Raw genomic sequence first — 17,468 nt, 5'->3', positions numbered from 1 at the left:
GACCGGGGTTTTTTGTGTCTGAAATTTGGTTATTCCCCTCTCGAACTCCCGCGCAAATCGTCCTGTAGGAGCTGCGGCACGCTGCGATCTTTTGATCTTGCTCTTAAAAAATCCAGATCAAAAGATCGCAGCCTCGTCTCACTCGACAGCTCCTGCAAGAATCTCTGCAAGCCTACTGCGGTGCCACGTCGCATTGATTTTTTTGATTATTTAGTCAGGTTTTTGTAACTGGTTGTTTGCTGTGGGCGCAGAAACCTTTAAAGTTAACCTTTCGGTCAGCTTTGCACTGTCAACACAGCTCTTTGCTTCGCCAGAAAGAGCTTCTGCACGACTCGAGATCCCCAGTAGATAACCACAAGGGCGGACCTATAACCGCCCAGAGGATGATCCATGTCCAACCGTGAAATATCCCGGCGCTCGTTCCTCCAGGGCGGGCTGGTGGCGGGTGTGAGCGTTACGCTCACGCCGCTCAGCAGTCAGGCGCTGGCTGCCTTGATGGAAAACAGCGTCACCGTGCCGTCCGAGAAATGGCTCGGCAATAACGGCAAGGCCCGTCAACGCAACGATGCCTTGTCCAAGGTCTGCGGCAGCAAGGTGTTTGCCCGCGACATCCGCGCCAAAGACATGCCTGGCTGGCCTGAGCAACAAGGCCACGCGATGCTGCTGAAAACCATCAAGGCCGACCGTATCTACGCAGGTTACGACCTGTCGTGGCTCGGCGCCGATCTGCAGCCGGACCGCATCGTTACCGCTGCCGATCTGGACAAGGACGGTATCGTCTTCCCCGAAGAGCACGCGCCTGATCCATTGCTGCCGGAAGGCAAAGTGCCGATGTTCATCGGTCACCCGGTAGCGATTCTGATCTGGAACGACTTCGAGCGTTTCCGTCAGGCCAAGAATCAACTCAAATTCAATGACAAAGCGATTCGTTACGGCGCCAAGGTGCCGTTCTACGAAGGCGATCCCTACGGCAGCTTCCGCTACGTGCGCGTCGGCGGCGCGACCTCGGCGGACGAAGACGAGTTCGCCAGCCTCAAGGATTCGATCCTGTTCCCGATGCTGAAGAACCGCCGTCCAGTCTGGAATGCATCGCCGAACCTGCATGGCAACCTCACCGAGCGCGGCCTGTTCTACGCCGACCGCATGAAGCAGGAAATCGACACGCCGCCAGACAACTGGCTGGTGTTCGATGAGCGCTACAAGACGCCGTCGATCGAACCGGCCGCCCTCGAGCCGGACAACGGCAACGGCTGGTACGACCCGAAAACCAAAACCCTGCATTTCGTCGTGGCGACGCAGTGCCCGCTGGAAGTCGCGACCGAGACCGCGAAGATGATCGGGCCGTCGCGTTTCGGCTTGTCCAATCTGAACATGCACCCGGGCTATACCGTCGGCTATGGCTCCAAAGACCACAACATTTTTGTCTACTACGCAGCCCTGGCTGCGCTGTACGGCGCCGGTGTGCCGGTGCGTCTGGCCAACGACCGCTACGAGCAGTTCCAGAGCGGCATCAAGCGTCACCCGTTCGACATCCGCTACCAGTTGGCCGTGGACAAGAATGACTACACCTTCAAGATTTTTCGCGCGGAAATGAGCGTCGACGGCGGCGGTCGGGTCAACTACAGCCCATCGGTGGCGGCGGTTGGCGCCACCGCAGCGCAGTCGATCTACTACATGCCGCAGAACGACCTGCAGGTCACCGCGTACCACTCGCGCGCAGTCGAAGCGGGTTCGATGCGCGGTTACGGCACTCTGCAAAGCATGGCGGCGACCGAAATGATGGTCGACGAGATCGCCAATCGCCTGGGTGTCGACGCCATCGATTTGCGCCGCAGGAATGCCCTGCGCTCCGGCATGAAAAACACCCAGGGCGCAATCCCGGCCGGTGCACTGCGCCTGCACGAAATTCTCGACAAGGCCTCGGTGCACGAAGTCTGGAAAAATCGCGACACGATCAAGCAGCAACGTGAAGCGGCAGACCCGGATAACTGGTACGGCGTCGGTTTCGCCATCTGCCAGAAAGACTTCGGCACCGGCTCCGAAGCGCCTATGGCCAGCATCGAATTCACCGCAGACGGGCGCATTACCCTGCGCCACATCGGTATCGAAATCGGTACCGGGATGTCCACCTCGCAAGCCTTGGTCGTTGCCGATTTCCTCGGCAGCCCGGCGCACGAGGTGAAGACCGGCGAAACCGAATGGCAGGAAATGCAGCTGATCAGCAGCGGTAACCCTTACATCATGAGTCAGGCCGAGCAGGACAATCTGCTGCGCAACCCGCGCTGGGTCGGCAAGCTGGCGTCGGCGTCTTCGGCGACCAACTCCGCCTATTACTTCAGCCACGCGACCCGTGAAGCGGCGCGTGTGCTGTTCAACCACGGCTTGTGGCCGGCGGCGCTGGAGATCTGGCGCCAGGGTCCGTACGGCGGCCAGGCCAACCCTTACGTAGTGCGCCGCGAAGATGCGCATTGGGTCGACGGCAAGCTGACCGCCAACGGCATGCAACCGCTGAGCTTCGAAGAGCTGGCCAAGCGCGCCCATGAACGCGGTCTGGTGACAGGCGCCACGGTGCACGGTTTCAACCGCTGGAGCTGGGCCGAGGCCGAGTACAGCATCGACGGCGTGCGCGAGCGCCTGCCGCTCGACGGTCTGGCGGTGAAATACGGCGATGGCGCGCCGCAAGCGAAGAAAGCGCAGATGAACAGCGCCGGCTTCCACTTGCTTGATCGGCAGAACGTCAACTACCCGGTAGTGCAGTTGAACAACGCTGCCGTGACCTATTACAGCCCGGTCGCGACGCTAGTCGAGTTGAAGGTCAATAAAGGCTCGGCGGAAGTCCAAGTGCTCAACCACCATTCGTGGATCGAGTGCGGTCGGGTGCTGGTTGAAGAGTTGGTCAAGGGCCAGCTTGAAGGCGGCATCGCCATGGGTATTGGTCATGCGCTGATGGAAGAGATGCCGCTGTACGAAGGCGGGCCGGGGGAGGGTGACTGGAACTTCAACCGTTACCGTCTGCCGATGGCCCGTCACGTAGCGGTGTGGAAGCAGACTGCGGAGATCCTGCCGCCGCTGTCGCCGAGCGATCCGTCCAAGGGCATCGCCGAAGTGGTGATGATCCCGATTGTCGGTGCCATCGGTAACGCCGTGGCGCATGCCATCGGTAAACGTGTTCGCGACCTGCCCATCACTGCTGCGCGCATCAAGGAGGCCCTCAATGGCTAACCGTCCGCTTCAACTGACCCTCAATGGTCAATCCGTCGGCCCGGTGGACATCCCTGATGATCTGCCGATGATCGACTATCTGCACGAATACAAAAACCTCACCGGCTCGCGGCTGGGCTGCGGTCAGGGGATCTGCCACGCCTGTGTGGTGATCGTCGATAACCCCGACGGTACCAGCGAAGAAGTGCGCACCTGCATCACCGGCGCGCACTACTTCGAGGGCAAGAAAGTCCGCACCATCGAAGGCCACGCCACTCGCGACGAGCAGGGCCAGGTCACCGAGCTCAATCCGATCCAGCAGCGCTTCGTCGACGAGTTTGCCTTCCAGTGCAGCTACTGCGCGCCAGGCTTCGTCAACGCTGCCACCGTGCTGGTGGAGAAGCTGCAGCGTCAGCCAACCGTACACAGCAAGCTGGAACAGGTGATCGAGGACAGCCTCGGCCATCACGTCTGCCGCTGCACCGGGTACGTGCGTTATTACAACGCCACGCGCAACGTGCTGACCGATCTCGGTCTGGTCAAGGAGGGTTGAGCATGAAGCGTTTACTGACCCGCCTGGCTTTCGCGGTCGGACTGGCTGCGCCGCTTTTGGCGGCCCACGCCGAGGATCAGGTCAAGCGCGGCGAATACCTCGCCCGCGCCGCTGACTGCATGGCCTGCCACACTGCACCGGGTGGCGCGCCCTATGCCGGTGGCCTGCCGATTGTCTCGCCATTCGGCACGATCTACGGCACCAACATCACCCCGAGCAAAGAGCACGGCATCGGCCTGTACAATGATGACGAGTTCTTCGCTGCGTTGACCGAAGGCAAGCGTCGCGACGGTGCGAATCTGTATCCAGCGATGCCGTATACCTCGTATCACCTGATGCCGCGCGCCGATTCCGATGCGATTCACGCGTACCTGAAAACCATCGAGCCGATCGAGCGCGCCGCACCGGTGACCAGCCTGAGCTTTCCGTTCAATGTGCGTCTGGGCCTGACCGGCTGGAACATGCTCTACGGCAAAGACGTCAAGCTGGAGCCGGCCGAAGGCAAAAGTGAGGCATGGAAGCGCGGCCAGTACATGGTCGACGTTCTCGGTCACTGCGGCGAATGCCATACGCCACGCGGCCTGCCCGGCGCGATGCAAATGGACAAGCGCATGACCGGCGGCATTCTCAATGGTTATCTGGCACCGAGCCTGCTGGCCACCGACCTGGCCGCGCGCGGCTGGAATCAGCAGGATCTGGGCACGTTTCTCAAGCACGGCATGAGCGCGCAAGGAACGATGTTCAACGAAATGTTCCCGGTGTTTCACAACAGCACTCAAGGTCTGAGCGATGCTGACCTGGCGGCAATGGCGACGTTCCTCCTTGGCGAGCAACCGCCACCAGCCAAAGAGCTCGTCGAAGTACCGCTGGACAAGCTCAGCGCGAGTGCCCAGCGCGGCCGTCAGGAATATCTGAACGTCTGCGCCGGTTGTCACGCGGTTGGCGGTGAAGGCAAACCGCACATTGCAGTGGCCATGCGTGGCAACACGACGTTGCGCCTGGAAGATCCGCGCAACTTGTTGCGAGTGATCGAGGACGGCATCGGCGAACAGAAGTTCTCCGGGTTCGAGCACATGCAGCCGATGCCGGGTTTTGCTGAAAAGCTCAGTCCTGAGCAATTGACTGATCTGCTCAACTACCTGCGTCAGGGTTGGGGCGGGCAGGGCGCTGAACTGGCGGTGAGCGAAGTGCAGAAGCTGCAAGCCGACGCACCGAGCGTCGAGCACAAGGCGCACTGATATGCAGCATCTCGATCTGCAAGTGGTGCGTCGGGCGCTGGAATGGTCGGTGGCCGGGCAGCGAATCTGGCTGTGCACGGTGCTGACCACTTACGGCTCGGCACCGCGCGCGCCGGGTTCGCTGCTCGCGGTGAACGAAGGCGGGCAGTGGATCGGTTCGCTATCGGGCGGTTGCGTCGAGGAGGATTTCCTTGAGCGCGTCGCCGAAGGTGCGTTTCTCGAAGCGGTAAGCGTCGTGCGTTACGGCGAAGGCGATGATCCGCGCTCGCGGGTCAGTCTGCCTTGCGGCGGCATTCTTGATGTGCTGGTTGAGAAACTTGACGCCGACTGCGCGGTGCAGGCGCACCTGCGTGAACTGGAATCGGCGCTGCTGGGTCAGCGTCGTCTGCTTCGCGAAGTTGATCTGGCCAGCGGTGCGCGCACTCTGTTTGCTGATCGCGAGCAGGGCGCGCGGATCGAGCGTGAGATCGATCGGGTGCGCATTCGTGTCGGTGCAGCACAGCGCTTGTTGCTCGCCGGGTACTCCAGTGTGGCGCAGGCCTGTGCCGAGTTCGCGGTAGGGCTTGGCTTCGAAGTGATTCTCTGCGATCCGCGTGATGAAGTGCTTGAAGGCGTGGTGCTCAATAGCGTGGAAATCCGTCGACAGTTGCCTTCGGTGTTCATTGCCGACGGTGGTTGTCATCGCGATACGGCGGTAGTGGCGTTGACCCATGATCCGCGCATCGACGATCTGGCGATGATGGAAGCGGTGCGCACCGAAGCGTTTTACATCGGTGTGATGGGATCGCAGCAGACGTCGCAGAAACGCTTCGAGCGCTTACGCCGCATTGGTGGCTTGAGTGAGGCAGAGCTGGCGCGGGTTCATGCGCCGATCGGCCTCAACCTCGGCAGCAAGACACCGGCGGAAATTGCGCTGGCGGTGCTGGCGGATATCCTGCGGATTCGTAGCGGGATCGCTCGGGATCAGCTCTGATCCTAAGCCTTGCTGAATCTACTGTGGCGAGGGGATTTATCCCCGTTGGACTGCGCAGCAGTTCCCTCCTGCTCAAGAGGGGGCGCTGCGCACCCCCAACGGGGATAAATCCCTTCGCCACAATGGTGTTTATAGGCCGTACTTATCGCGCAGCCCGTAATACCAAGCACCCAGCGCGGCAAACGGTGTGCGCAGCAATTGCCCGCCGGGGAAGGGATAGTGCGGCAGGTCGGCAAAGGCATCGAAGCGCTCGGCCTGACCGCGCAACGCTTCGGCGAGGACCTTGCCCGCCAGGTGCGTGTAGGTGACACCGTGACCGCTGCAACCCTGCGAATAATAGATGTTGTCGCCCAGGCGCCCGACCTGCGGCAAGCGCGAAAGGGTCAACAGGAAGTTGCCGGTCCAGGCGTAATCGATCTTCACATCCTTGAGTTGCGGGAAAGCCTTGAGCATCTTCGGGCGGATGATCGCTTCGATGTTCGCCGGATCGCGAGCGCCGTAAACCACGCCGCCACCGAAGATCAAGCGCTTGTCGGCGGTCAGGCGATAGTAGTCGAGCAGATAGTTGCAGTCTTCTACGCAGTAATCCTGCGGCAATAGCGCCTTCGCCAGCTCATCGCCCAGTGGCTCGGTAGTGATCACTTGAGTGCCGCACGGCATCGATTTGGCCGCCAGTTCCGGTACCAGATTACCGAGGTAGGCGTTGCCGGCGACGATGATGAACCTGGCCCTGACCTTGCCCTGCGGCGTATGCACAACCGGATTGGCGCCGCGCTCGATGCGCACGGCAGGTGATTGCTCATAGATGGTGCCGCCGAGAGACTCGACTGCCGCCGCTTCTCCGAGCGCCAGATTCAGCGGATGGATGTGGCCGCCGCTCATATCGAGCATGCCACCGACGTACTGATCGCAACCCACCACTTCACGAATGCGGCGTTGATCCATCAATTCCAGCTGGGTGTGGCCGAAGCGCTCCCACAGGCGCTTTTGCGATTCTAGGTGCCCCATTTGTTTGGCGGAAAGGGCGGCGAATACACCGCCGTCCTTCAGGTCGCACTGAATATTGTATCTGGCCACGCGCTCGCGAATGATCTGGCCACCTTCAAAGGCCATTTCGCCGAGCAGTTGCGCCTGCTTGGGGCCGACCGTGCGTTCAATGACGTCGATGTCGCGGCTATAGCTGTTGACGATCTGCCCGCCGTTTCGGCCCGAGGCGCCAAAACCGACTTTCGCCGCTTCCAGCACGGTTACGCGAAAACCGTTCTCCAACAGGAACAGGGCGGACGACAGCCCGGTATACCCGGCGCCGATCACACAGACGTCCGTCTCCACATCATCCTGCAGCACAGGGCGTGGTGGTACGGCATTGGCCGACGCAGCGTAATAAGACTCTGGGTATTGGGTGTTCGCCATCCTGCCGCCTCTGTTTAATATATTTTACGAGTGCGTCGATCCTACCCGAGTTGAAAAACCTCCGCCAGCCACCGGAAACTCTTCGTCGCTGAGGCGAAATTAAATATTTTGCATATTCATAGGGTTAGGTGAAAAAAAGGTGTTGACACCCCTCCGGAATTCCGTAGAATGCCGCCTCACAGCAGGCACGTAGCTCAGTTGGTTAGAGCACCACCTTGACATGGTGGGGGTCGTTGGTTCGAGTCCAATCGCGCCTACCAAACAAAATCCGCTCTGCTGGGCGGTCTAGAAGGGCTCACCGAAAGGTGAGCCCTTTTTTGTTGTCTGCGATTTGCGCAACGTCTGTTACCGGTCCTTTCCGCTTCGTTCTGATCAGCTCTCCATTCATTACTGTTTGCGCAAAATGATCAAGCGCCATTTTGGTGCATTCTTCTTCCATTTCGTTGTTGAAAACACCTGAATATCCAAAGGCTTACAGCTCTTTTTCTCCAACCGGTTATCGAAAAAGCCTTGTTGCATGTTGGGAATTTAAGTAACATCCGTTCCGCGTTCACCACCACGGTTTATGCATTTTTAAATCCCAAGCTTCCATCAGCTGCTTGGGATTTTTTTTGCCTGCGATTTGGCGTTTGGGCGCCTATCCCTCCATCACCTCCAAGCGAGGCGCGGTTTTTTCGTCTACTACTGACTGGCCGATTTTCAACTCTTTATAAGGGAGTGCGTCGATGCTGAGTCAGTGGGTCCTTGCCGCTATTCATCTATTCGCGTTTGCCTTGGCTTTCTGGGCGGCGCTGACGCGCGGCACAGCTTTCCGAAAGCTCTCGGCGGGCACGGGAGAGGTCAAGTACGTTCTGCTCGCGGATAACTTGTGGGGGCTTTCAGCTTTGACGCTGCTTATCACCGGAGCGATGCGTGCTTTTGGTGGTTACGAGAAAGGCTCTGACTATTACCTGCATCAGCCGCTGTTTCATCTGAAGATGACGCTGTTCTTGCTGATCCTGCTGATGGAGCTGGCACCGATGATCACGCTGATCAAATGCCGCATCGCATCCTCGCGCGGTGCGGCGCTTGATAGCGGACGTGCGAAGTTGTACGCGCGAATCAGTCATGTTGAAGCGCTGCTGCTGATCCTGATGATGGTCGCGGCGACAGGCATGGCGCGTGGCGTGATATTCGCTTAGAAGGCGAAATTCGCCGTGCTCTATCGGAAACGTCCGACAGCCAGCTCCAGGAGTGAAAGGTAATATCGGCGCAAGAAAGGAGGGAGGGGCAAGTGAAAGGAGTCAGCATGCTTCAGGCGCCGTGCCCAGCGGGGTGAAATGCGGATGGCTAAACGGCGCGTGAATCTTTAGCCAGTCTTGCGCGACGGCAATAGGACTGGCTACGTAATGCAAAGTGGCTCAGGGCGTTTGCGGCTTGTCCGGAGCGGTCAGGCCGGCCTGGATGCGTTGGTAGATTTCTTCACGGTGCACTGCCACGTTTTTCGGAGCGTTGATACCGATGCGGACTTGTTGGCCGCTGACTCCGAGGATGGTGATCGTGATGTCATCACCAATGTTTATGCTTTCACCGACTTTGCGGGTGAGTATCAGCATGGTCTTCTCCTTGATTGCTTTGTAGGGCACCTGATTCAGACAGTGCAGAGGTCGGTGGTATCTATAGATTAGTGCGAAGTCTCACGGTTTGGGTGCCTCTTTCTGACGCGCAGAAGCGGCATTAATTCCCAGGGCGTAACTATACAGAGGCTGCAATCATCATTCTCGTTGTTTTGTGCCCATTTTGCGGGGCTCGCGAAGTATTTTTGAATGATAAGATCGCCGCTTTACGAATTCCGAGGGAAGCGTTGTGCGCAAATTGGTTTGGCTGGTAGCGGCACTGGCATTGGCAGGCTGCGGTGAAGGCAAGAATGTAAATGCGCCGAAGCCTGAGACGAAGGTCGCGGCAGCGCCGGCGGCCGCCGCGCCACAGTGGGATCTGGAAGTGCGTGGCGAGACTCCTCAGGCCGTCAGTGACCTGAGCGGCTGGTTGATCGAGCACGCTTTCGTTCCGACGGTCGTCAAGGACGGCAGCGGTAAAACACGAATTCTGATCGGTCCGTTCAATTCCCAGGCTGACGCCGAGGCGCGCAAGGTGCAGGTGGATGCGGCGTTGGTAAAAGCCAAAAAACAAAATATCGAGTCGGTGGTGATCGAGCATCCGCTAACGCCTTAAGCGAAGCGCCTTCAAAACACGCTGAACAGACATTAAAAAGGCCTCGAGCATAACGCTCGAGGCCTTTTTATTTGTGATGCAATCAGCCGCAGGCTTTCAGATTTACCGAGCCGACAAACTCGTTGCCGCGCCCCATCACGCACGCCACGCTCTGGTTGCGCTGACGTTCCCAATCCTGCACTGGATAGGTCTTGTCCCACGCTTCGTATAGCTGCCGATCCTGCTTCGACAGGCGCAGTCCGTATTGTTTGCTCATATAAAAATACGTGCGGGCGATCATGCCGCGAATCGAAGGGCGGGGCATGACCTTCTTGGCCTTGAAGTCGACCTGCGTCAGGCAGGAGCCGTACTGGCCGGACTGCACCGGCAACCAGCCATAGCTGAAATTGCTGCGGTCACCGTTGACCTCTCCAATGCTCGGCACCAGATTGTGCAAATCAGCTTCGGCCTTTTGATAAACCGGATCGTAACGCGTGCAATTCTTGCGTCCGCCTTGCTGCCAGCACTGTCGCTGATGGCCGATCTGCCAGGCCGGCACGATGTGCTCCCATTCGATTCTCGATGCACGCTTGGCGTTCTTGCGCGGCACATAGCCGCAAGCCTTCAGGTCGACCTTGTTGCCTGTGTACTTGCAGCCGCAGTAAAACTCCGTGGACTGCGGTGCATAAAGTTTCCACGCGGCTTTCTTGGCTTCGGAAAATGTACGTGGGGCGCCAGCCTGGGCACCCATGGCGAAAAACAACAACAGCAAAGCAACACAGCGGACACTCATTGAATCAATCTTCCTTCGGCACAACCCAAAAAATCTGCACGCCACCGTCGTCGCGATAAGCGAGGGTAACGTTGTCGTTCTCGTCGATTTCCTCGAGCAAGCGCTCCCAGTCGTCCATCGGCTCATCCGGCAGACGGAAAATCAGTGCGGCTTTGGCTTTTTGTGCGGTGGGGGAATTGATGATTTTCTGAACGCGCATACCCATGCGGTCGTAAGCGTCAGGAGCAGCAGGAGAGGTGGCCACGAGGTTATCCTTATTAAGCTGTACGTGCATACAGTATTTAACTGTAGGCGATTTCGCAACTGCTTAAAATTCAAGAAAATCCTCTGACAGCGTGTTTCCGGTTTTGGTGTAGGGCTTGTCGAGATTTTTGTGGGAAAAGTATTGGAAGGGTGTAAGCGGGGCACCACCTGCCAAGCTGGCAGGTGATGCGCAATTGCCCGATCGAGACGTGATCAGGCGATGTTCAATCAGTATTCCCAGAACATCCGTTGCAGCTCTTTACTGTCGTTGGTCTTGGTCAGCGCGACCATCGCCAGGATGCGGGCTTTTTGCGGGTTCAGATCGTGAGCGACAACCCAGTCGTATTTGTCGTCAGGCTGTTCGGCGTTACGCAGGACAAAGCCGCCAGCGTTGACGTGGGACGAGCGAATGATCTGCACGCCATCCTTGCGCAGCGCTTGCAGGGATGGAACCACACGAGAGGATACCGAACCGTTGCCAGTGCCGGCGTGGATGATGGCTTTGGCGCCGGCTTGCGCCAGTGCCTTGTAGGCGGTATCGCTGACGTTGCCGTAGGAGTAGGCAATTTCTACGTCAGGCAGGCTCTTGATGTTTTTGATGTCGAATTCCGAATCCATGGTGTGACGCTTGGCCGGCAGGCGGAACCAGTAGGATTTGCCTTCGACCACCATGCCCAGCGGGCCCCAAGCACTTTTGAATGCTTCGGTCTTGATGTTGATCATTTTGCTGACGTCGCGACCGGACTGGATCTCGTCGTTCATGGTCACCAGCACGCCTTTGCCGCGCGCTTCTTTGCTGCTCGCCACGGCGACGGCGTTATACAGGTTGAGCATGCCGTCTGCCGACATGGCAGTGCCCGGACGCATCGAACCGACGACGATGATCGGCTTGTCGGTTTTCTCGACCAGGTTCAGGAAGTACGCGGTTTCTTCGAGGGTGTCGGTACCGTGGGTGATAACGATGCCGTCGACGTCCTTGCTGTCAGCCAGTTCGGAAACGCGACGACCCAATTGCAGCAGGTTGTCGTTGGTGATGCTTTCCGAAGCGATCTGCATGACTTGTTCGCCACGCACGTTAGCCAGTTTGCTCAGCTCGGGAATGCCGGCAATCAGTTGCTCGATACCGACTTTCGCTGCCTGGTAAGTGGCGCTGTTGGCGGCACTGGCGCCAGCGCCGGCGATGGTACCGCCGGTGGCGAGAACAACGACGTTGGCCAGTTTGGTCTGGGTTTCGACTTCTTTTGCCTGAAGGGCAGTAGGCAGGAGCAGGAGGAGGGCCAATGCGCCCGGAATCAAGGTATTGAAAGCAGATTTCATTATTTTTCTCTCTAGTCGTGAGACGGTGCTGATGCAGGTTCATCTAGATGCGCCCCAAGCCGATCTGAATGCTTGAGGTGCAAGGACGGGAGCAGGATTCATACCATGCGTAATGTGCTGGCGGAAAATGTTTAACCCAATGATTTAAATCAACATTTGTCGGTGGCTGGAGCATCGTTGAGGACCCATCCATCCGGGATTCCGAACGACAGCGGGATTCTTGTTCGGCTCGCCGATGGACAATCTCTGAAAAGCCAGGCGGGAGACAAATCCCTGCTAAAGAAATGTGCTCCCAGGCCGATGCGTCCTCAAGGAAACCAAATCTTAGGAGTTCACATGTCATTGACGGTCGGTTTTGCCAATCCCGCTGCAGTCACCATCGGCGGTAAAACTGCAGCGACTATCAACACCCTGAATGACGCGACCAATGAGGCATCGGCGCAGGCGCTGGGTACCGAGAAGACTGAGAAGAATCAGGTCAGAACCGGTGGTGGTCCTGTGCAGGAAAACAGTGAAACCGAGGCTGACAGCAATCTCAGCATTACCGTCAAGACACTGCTCAAGCGGATGAAGGAGTTGCAAAAACAACTTCAGGAGCAGCAGCAACAACTGGCTGCGGCTCAGGCCGCAAGCTATCCGACTCCCGAAGCGAAATCCCAGGCAGTGATGTCGATTCAGGGCCAGATCGCGCAAACCAGCGCCGCACTGGCGGAAGTGGCGGGTGCGTTGGTCAAGGAGATGTCGAAAAGCGCTCCCAGCGGCGGCTTGGTCAACACGACTGCCTGAAGCGCCAAATTGCCAATTCGGCGATTCGGCCTACAACAAAAGACGATTTCTGATTGTTGACAAATGTCGGCGGGATTCTCATAGTTCGGTCTACGCAAACGTTTGCGCGGCTTGGAAGGGATTTTCTCCCGGAGCCGTGACGTAGCTTACGTCAGCGCAAACGTTGCTCACAATAATCATAAGATCGGAGTGAACCCATGAAGCTGCCATTCGCCGGACGTCTTCTTGCTGTCGCTATGCTGGCTGCCACAGCCGCCGCACTGCCTGTCTCCTCGGCATTCGCCGAATCTGTAGAAAAGCCCAAAGTCGCGCTGGTCATGAAATCCTTGGCCAATGAATTCTTCCTGACCATGGAAGACGGCGCCAAGGCCTACCAGAAAGAACACTCCGCCGATTTCGATCTGATCTCCAACGGCATCAAGGACGAAACCGACACCGCCGGCCAGACTCGCATCGTCGAACAGATGATACTGGCCAAGGTGAATGCGCTGGTGATCGCGCCTTCTGACTCCAAAGCCATGGTGCCGGTTATCAAGAAGGCCGTAGACGCCGGTATCACGGTGATCAACATCGACAACCAGCTCGATCCCGCCGTAGTCAAAAGCAAAAACATCAACGTGCCTTTCGTAGGTCCGGACAACCGCAAGGGTGCACGTCTGGTCGGCGAATACCTGGCCAAGCAACTGAAGGCGGGCGACGAGGTCGGCATCATCGAAGGCGTGTCCACCACCACCAACGCGCAGGCACGCACGGCCGGCTTCAAGGACGCGATGGAAGCCGCGCAGATCAAAGTGGTCTCGCTGCAATCCGGTGATTGGGAAATCGACAAGGGCAACAAGGTTGCCGCTTCGATCCTCAGTGAATACCCCGATGTCAAAGCACTGCTGGCCGGTAACGACAGCATGGCGGTCGGCGCCGTTTCCGCAGTCCGTGCCGCTGGCAAGGCAGGGCAGGTAAAAGTCGTCGGTTACGACAACATCAATGCGATCAAGCCAATGCTCAAGGACGGTCGTGTGCTGGCGACGGCTGACCAGTTTGCAGCCAAGCAGGCCGTGTTCGGCATCGAAACCGCACTGAAGATCATCAAGGGCGAGAAAGTCGACAGCGGTGCCAACGGCGTGATCGAAACACCGGTCGAGCTGGTCACCCAGTAAGTCATCTGGCGACACAACGGCGCTCGTCCGTCCGGGCGAGCGCATGGAGATTTCTATGTCAGTTTCCGCCCCGAACGCTGTCCTCTCGGTCAGCGGTATCGGCAAGACCTATGCGCAACCGGTGCTCACCGGCATCGATCTGACGCTGATGCGCGGTGAAGTACTGGCGCTGACCGGCGAAAACGGTGCCGGCAAAAGTACCCTGTCGAAGATCATTGGTGGTCTGGTCACGCCCACTACCGGCCAGATGCAATTCCACGGCAAGGACTATCGCCCGGGCAGCCGTACCCAGGCCGAAGAGCTTGGCGTGCGCATGGTCATGCAAGAACTCAATCTGTTGCCGACGCTGTCGGTGGCGGAAAACCTGTTTCTGGATAATCTGCCGAGCAGCGCGGGCTGGATCAGCCGCAAGCAGTTGCGCAAGGCGGCGATCGAAGCCATGGCGCAGGTCGGCCTCGATGCGATCGACCCGGACACACTGGTTGGCGAGTTGGGTATCGGTCATCAACAGATGGTCGAAATCGCGCGCAACCTGATTGGCGATTGCCACGTGCTGATCCTTGATGAGCCGACCGCGATGCTCACGGCGCGCGAAGTCGAAATGCTCTTCGAGCAGATCACCCGATTGCAGGCTCGCGGCGTTTCCATCATCTATATCTCTCATCGTCTCGAAGAACTGGCGCGGGTGGCGCAGCGTATTGCTGTGCTGCGTGACGGCAATCTGGTCTGCGTCGAGCCGATGGCCAACTACAACAGCGAGCAACTGGTCACCTTGATGGTCGGTCGCGAACTGGGTGAACACATCGACATGGGGCCGCGCAAGATCGGCGCTCCGGCGCTGACGGTCAACGGCCTGACGCGTTCGGACAAAGTCCGCGACGTCTCCTTCGAAGTGCGTGCCGGGGAGATTTTCGGCATTTCCGGATTGATCGGGGCAGGGCGCACGGAATTGCTGCGGCTGATATTCGGTGCCGATGCTGCCGACAGCGGCACCATCGCGCTCGGCTCGCCGGCCAAGGTCGTGAGTGTCCGCTCGCCAGTGGATGCCGTACGCAACGGCATTGCGCTGATCACCGAGGATCGCAAGGGCGAAGGGCTGCTGCTCAGTCAGTCGATCAGCGCCAACATCGCCTTGGGCAACATGCCGGAAATCTCCAGTGGTGGTTTCGTCAACAACGGCGACGAAATCTCCCTGGCGCAGCGTCAGATCGAAGCCATGCGTATCCGCAGCTCGAGCCCTACGCAGCTGGTCTCGGAACTGTCCGGCGGCAATCAGCAGAAGGTCGTGATCGGTCGCTGGCTGGAGCGCGACTGTTCGGTACTGCTGTTCGACGAGCCGACTCGCGGGATTGATGTCGGCGCCAAGTTCGATATTTACGGTTTGCTCGGCGAGTTGACCCGCCAGGGCAAGGCATTGGTCGTGGTGTCCAGTGACTTGCGTGAGTTGATGCTGATCTGCGACCGGATCGGCGTGCTCTCGGCGGGACGTCTGATCGACACCTTCGAGCGCGACAGCTGGACCCAGGATGATTTGCTTGCCGCCGCTTTCGCCGGCTACCAGAAACGTGATGCGTTGCTCAATGAAGCAGCGCCTAGGGATCTCCCATGAAAACTGCATCTTCTGCCAGTAAACGTAGTGGCAATTTCTTTGGCCTGGGTACTTATCTGGGCCTGGCCGGTGCCTTGCTGGCGATGATTGCGCTGTTCTCGGTCCTGAGCAGCCATTTTCTCTCGTACAACACTTTCAGCACCCTGGCCAACCAGATTCCCGACCTGATGGTGCTGGCGGTAGGCATGACCTTTGTGCTGATCATCGGCGGCATCGATTTGTCCGTCGGCTCGGTCCTCGCGCTGGCCGCATCGACGGTCAGCGTTGCGATTCTCGGCTGGGGCTGGAGCGTTTTGCCAGCGGCGCTGCTCGGCATGGCGGTGGCGGCTCTGGCCGGCACCATCACTGGCTCGATCACCGTGGCCTGGCGGATTCCGTCGTTCATCGTCTCCCTCGGCGTGCTGGAAATGGCCCGCGGTGTGGCGTATCAGATGACCGGGTCGCGCACTGCCTACATTGGCGATGCGTTCGCCTGGCTGTCGAATCCGATCGCGTTCGGCATTTCCCCGTCGTTCATCATCGCTTTGTTGGTGATCTTCATCGCTCAGGCAGTTTTGACCCGCACGGTTTTCGGCCGCTACCTGATCGGCATCGGCACCAACGAAGAAGCCGTGCGGCTGGCCGGGATCAATCCCAAGCCCTACAAGATTCTGGTGTTCAGCCTTATGGGGCTGCTGGCGGGCATTGCCGCTCTGTTTCAGATTTCGCGTCTGGAGGCGGCTGACCCGAACGCGGGTTCGGGCCTGGAACTGCAAGTGATCGCGGCGGTGGTTATTGGCGGTACCAGCCTGATGGGTGGACGCGGTTCGGTGATCAGCACTTTCTTTGGTGTGTTGATCATTTCCGTGCTCGCGGCCGGTCTCGCGCAGATTGGTGCGACGGAGCCGACCAAGCGCATCATCACCGGTGCGGTAATCGTTATCGCTGTGGTGCTCGACACCTATCGCAGTCAACGCGCCAGTCGCCGGGGCTGAACCATGGCAACGATCAAGGATGTAGCGGCGCTTGCGGGTATTTCCTACACGACCGTGTCGCACGTGGTGAACAACACCCGCCCGGTGAGTCAGGAAGTGCGGCGCAAAGTCGAGGCGGCGATCAAGAGCCTCGACTACGTGCCCAGTGCCGTGGCGCGCTCGCTGAAAGCCAAGACCACCGCGACCATCGGCCTGCTGGTACCGAACAGTCTCAACCCGTACTTCGCCGAACTGGCGCGCGGAATCGAGGATTACTGCGAGCGCAACGGCTATTGCGTGATCCTCTGTAACTCCGACGACAACCCGGACAAGCAGCGCAGTTATTTGCGTGTGTTGCTGGAAAAGCGCATCGACGGTTTGATCGTCGCCTCCGCCGGCGGTGACACTGGTCTGGCGCAAGGGCTGGCAGGCGTGAAGACGCCGATGGTCATCGTCGACCGGGGCCTGGAAGGTGTAAATGCCGATCTGGTGCGCATCGACCACGAATACGGTGCTTATCTGGCAACCCGTCACCTGCTTGAGTTGGGGCATCGCGACATCGCCATGATCGGCGGTCCGGCCAGTACCAGCGTGGCGCAAATGCGTCAGGCCGGTTATTGCCGAGCGCTGCAAGAGGCGGGAATCGAGGTACGCGAAGAGCGCATGCTGGAAAGCGACTTCACCAGCACCGGCGGTTACAACGCCGCTGCCCGGCTGCTTGAAAGCCATCCGCCCAGTGCGATTTTTGCCGGCAACGACATGATTGGCATCGGTGTGCTGCGTGCGGCGGCTGAACGTAATGTCCGGGTGCCGGCCGAGCTGTCGGTGATCGGCTTCGATGACATTCAGATGAGCCGTTATGTCTATCCGGCGCTGACCACGGTCGGCCAGTCGATCCTGCAACTGGGCGAGATGGCCGCCGAAGTGCTGTTGCGCAGAATTGCTGCGCCCGATTCGGGTACCGATCAACGCATCGTGACCCCGAGCATTGTCCTGCGCGAGTCGACCGCGCCGCTGTCCGGCGTGTTCACCGAATATCGCTGAA

General features: G+C 58.8%; 16 protein-coding genes and 1 tRNA gene. 12 read left to right on the top strand and 5 right to left on the bottom strand.

Going from position 1 to position 17,468, the window contains the following annotated elements; genetic code table 11:
* Positions 1-390 precede the first annotated feature (390 nt).
* The 4 genes from J5M66_RS05380 to J5M66_RS05365 are packed head-to-tail and all read left to right on the top strand — an operon-like array spanning position 391 to position 5,965.
* Positions 391-3,222 carry a xanthine dehydrogenase family protein molybdopterin-binding subunit gene (locus tag J5M66_RS05380; RefSeq protein WP_123443185.1) on the top strand — a complete coding sequence of 944 codons (2,832 nt, stop codon included), beginning with the start codon at positions 391-393 and terminating at the stop codon, positions 3,220-3,222.
* Positions 3,215-3,754 (top strand): (2Fe-2S)-binding protein, encoded by a 540-nt coding sequence (locus J5M66_RS05375; protein ID WP_123443186.1) that lies wholly within the window; start codon positions 3,215-3,217, stop codon positions 3,752-3,754. Before J5M66_RS05380 ends, J5M66_RS05375 begins: the two co-directional genes overlap by 8 nt.
* Positions 3,755-3,756: 2 nt before the next feature.
* Entirely contained in the window at positions 3,757-4,992 is a 1,236-nt protein-coding gene (locus tag J5M66_RS05370; RefSeq protein WP_123443187.1) for a cytochrome c, read from the top strand.
* 1 nt (position 4,993) lies between these two features.
* Complete coding sequence (locus J5M66_RS05365) at positions 4,994-5,965, top strand: XdhC family protein (RefSeq protein WP_123443188.1); 972 nt, start codon at positions 4,994-4,996, stop codon at positions 5,963-5,965.
* Positions 5,966-6,094: 129 nt separating this feature from the next.
* On the opposite strand, the gene J5M66_RS05360 is transcribed toward J5M66_RS05365, so the two are convergent.
* Positions 6,095-7,378, bottom strand: coding sequence for an FAD-binding oxidoreductase (locus tag J5M66_RS05360; RefSeq protein WP_123443189.1), 1,284 nt, complete (start codon positions 7,376-7,378; stop codon positions 6,095-6,097).
* A gap of 183 nt (positions 7,379-7,561) precedes the next feature.
* On the opposite strand from J5M66_RS05360, the gene J5M66_RS05355 reads away from it, so the two are divergent.
* Both J5M66_RS05355 and J5M66_RS05350 read left to right on the top strand, forming a co-directional pair.
* A tRNA-Val gene (locus tag J5M66_RS05355) sits at positions 7,562-7,638 on the top strand.
* Positions 7,639-8,103: 465 nt separating this feature from the next.
* Positions 8,104-8,559, top strand: coding sequence for a DUF2214 family protein (locus J5M66_RS05350; protein WP_122881504.1), 456 nt, complete (start codon positions 8,104-8,106; stop codon positions 8,557-8,559).
* Positions 8,560-8,778: 219 nt separating this feature from the next.
* Here the strand turns inward: J5M66_RS05350 and csrA are convergent, their stop codons facing one another.
* Positions 8,779-8,973 (bottom strand): carbon storage regulator CsrA, encoded by a 195-nt coding sequence (gene csrA / locus J5M66_RS05345; RefSeq protein WP_003179932.1) that lies wholly within the window; start codon positions 8,971-8,973, stop codon positions 8,779-8,781.
* Positions 8,974-9,223: 250 nt separating this feature from the next.
* Between csrA and J5M66_RS05340 the strand changes: the two genes are divergently transcribed.
* Positions 9,224-9,589, top strand: coding sequence for an SPOR domain-containing protein (locus J5M66_RS05340; protein ID WP_207807344.1), 366 nt, complete (start codon positions 9,224-9,226; stop codon positions 9,587-9,589).
* Positions 9,590-9,671: 82 nt separating this feature from the next.
* Here the strand turns inward: J5M66_RS05340 and J5M66_RS05335 are convergent, their stop codons facing one another.
* The 3 genes from J5M66_RS05335 to J5M66_RS05325 all read right to left on the bottom strand — a co-directional run bounded on the left by J5M66_RS05335 (position 9,672) and on the right by J5M66_RS05325 (position 11,921).
* Positions 9,672-10,361, bottom strand: coding sequence for an endonuclease I family protein (locus J5M66_RS05335; RefSeq protein WP_024012402.1), 690 nt, complete (start codon positions 10,359-10,361; stop codon positions 9,672-9,674).
* A gap of 4 nt (positions 10,362-10,365) precedes the next feature.
* On the bottom strand, positions 10,366-10,635 hold the full coding sequence (locus tag J5M66_RS05330) for a DUF1654 domain-containing protein (protein WP_122610297.1): 270 nt from the start codon (positions 10,633-10,635) through the stop codon (positions 10,366-10,368).
* Positions 10,636-10,832: 197 nt separating this feature from the next.
* Positions 10,833-11,921 (bottom strand): asparaginase, encoded by a 1,089-nt coding sequence (locus J5M66_RS05325; protein ID WP_122747214.1) that lies wholly within the window; start codon positions 11,919-11,921, stop codon positions 10,833-10,835.
* 336 nt (positions 11,922-12,257) lie between these two features.
* Here J5M66_RS05325 and J5M66_RS05320 point away from each other — a divergent pair, with 336 nt between their 5' ends.
* The 5 genes from J5M66_RS05320 (at position 12,258) to J5M66_RS05300 (ending at position 17,467) form a co-directional block, all read left to right on the top strand.
* Positions 12,258-12,707, top strand: a complete 450-nt coding sequence (locus J5M66_RS05320; RefSeq protein ID WP_016774037.1) for a hypothetical protein — start codon at positions 12,258-12,260, stop codon at positions 12,705-12,707.
* Positions 12,708-12,904: 197 nt separating this feature from the next.
* Positions 12,905-13,861: a sugar ABC transporter substrate-binding protein gene (locus tag J5M66_RS05315; protein WP_122610296.1), complete on the top strand. Its 957-nt coding sequence runs from the start codon at positions 12,905-12,907 to the stop codon at positions 13,859-13,861.
* Positions 13,862-13,916: 55 nt separating this feature from the next.
* Complete coding sequence (locus J5M66_RS05310; RefSeq protein ID WP_122610295.1) at positions 13,917-15,470, top strand: sugar ABC transporter ATP-binding protein; 1,554 nt, start codon at positions 13,917-13,919, stop codon at positions 15,468-15,470.
* Positions 15,467-16,444 (top strand): ABC transporter permease, encoded by a 978-nt coding sequence (locus tag J5M66_RS05305; RefSeq protein ID WP_016774040.1) that lies wholly within the window; start codon positions 15,467-15,469, stop codon positions 16,442-16,444. Before J5M66_RS05310 ends, J5M66_RS05305 begins: the two co-directional genes overlap by 4 nt.
* Positions 16,445-16,447: 3 nt before the next feature.
* On the top strand, positions 16,448-17,467 hold the full coding sequence (locus tag J5M66_RS05300) for a LacI family DNA-binding transcriptional regulator (protein WP_123443191.1): 1,020 nt from the start codon (positions 16,448-16,450) through the stop codon (positions 17,465-17,467).
* The last annotated feature ends 1 nt before the right edge of the window (position 17,468 follow it).

It is taken from the genome of Pseudomonas sp. 67(2021), from assembly GCF_017491835.1.
In the GTDB taxonomy this organism is placed as follows: Bacteria; Pseudomonadota; Gammaproteobacteria; order Pseudomonadales; family Pseudomonadaceae; genus Aquipseudomonas; species Aquipseudomonas atacamensis.
This window is presented reverse-complemented; position numbering and strand designations above follow the sequence as displayed.